The sequence below is a fragment of the Neobacillus sp. NRS-1170 genome, assembly GCF_050468025.1.
Genome location: NZ_JBITPF010000140.1, coordinates 1 through 1,396 on the forward strand (window position 1 = coordinate 1; position 1,396 = coordinate 1,396).

Annotated in this window: 1 protein-coding gene; it reads right to left on the reverse strand. The window is 36.1% G+C overall.

Annotated elements, in window-relative coordinates; translation table 11 throughout:
* Nucleotides 1-129: 129 nt before the first annotated feature.
* Complete coding sequence (locus tag ACIFOT_RS32495) at nucleotides 130-1,296, reverse strand: IS256 family transposase (protein ID WP_430073138.1); 1,167 nt, start codon at nucleotides 1,294-1,296, stop codon at nucleotides 130-132.
* Between the last annotated feature and the right edge of the window lie 100 nt (nucleotides 1,297-1,396).

The window sequence follows — 1,396 nt, forward strand, 5'->3', positions numbered from 1 at the left end:
AGTCAAGTCCTAGATTTTGTGTAAATTACTTTTCCCATCATTACAATGTTTATCAACTATTATTATTTTGATTTGGTGGGAAGGGGGTACCCCCTTCCCACCAAATCAAAATTTTCGCGCTTCGTGTACCTATTTTTCTTTTACTATTTTTTTCAATAACTGTTCTTCATTGACGTGCATGAGAACAGCACCTATTAGTCTAAACGCCGATTGTGTATTAGGAAATACCCGGATAACTTGTTCTCTTCGCCTAACTTCCTGATTCAATCGTTCCAATGAATTGGTGCTGCGAATATATTGTTGGAATTTAATAGGCTCATTTAAATATTGAATGGCATCTTCGAAGCCGTCTTCTAATGTCTGTATGGCTTTTTCTAGTTTGGGATTATCTCCAAAACGTTCTATAAATTCATCTTTAAATTTCCTTGCATCCTCAACTTTAACAGCTTCAAAAATTCTTTTTAGTCCAATTTTCTCATCCTCGATACCTTTCTTCGGCATTAAATTAAAGATATTTCGTTTGAGATGAACCGTGCAGCGTTGCCAAACTGTACCAACAAACACCTCTTTGATGGATTTCTTTAAACCTTTATGAGCATCCGTTATGAGTAACTTTGGTGATTGTAAGCCTCGTGATTGTAAGTATTGAAAAAATTCCTTCCAAGCATCATAACTTTCAGAGTGATTCACTTTAAAACCAAGGATTTCTCGTGCATTGTTTTCTGTAATAGCCGTAGCGATATAAACAGCTTTGGATACCACACGATTATGTTCTCTCACTTTTATATACATGGCATCGGCGAAAATATAAGGATAATAACACGTATTAAGTGGACGATTGGCCCATGTATTAACAACTGGATCTAGTTTTTCTGTGAGTGAAGAAACAAAAGACTTCGATACACTTTCGCCGCATAACTGTTGAACGATATTCTTTACTTTTCTGGTAGATACGCCATTCACGACCATTTCAAGCATAGAAAGAACAAATGCCTGGTCACAACGAGCATATTTTTCAAACAAGGATGGGGAAAAATCACCCTTACGTGTGCGAGGAACCCTTAAAGTTACCTTGCCAATACTCATGATCAACTCACGATCATAATAGCCATTTCGGTAGTCCTGACGATCAGTTGAACGCTCATAAGCTCCAGCCTGTAAGTATTCATCACGATCTTTTTCCATAACAGAATTCAAAACAAGTACGATAGATGCTTTGACAACGGAGTCAATATCTGAATTCATTACCGATTCTTTTAAATGATCAAGATTTAGGTTAAACTGTATTTGAGTCATAATTACTTCCTCCACAATGATTTTCGTCGCTGATAACCATTGTAACCATGAGGAATTAATTTGACTCTTTTTGTTTTTACACAATTATATGGACTTTATC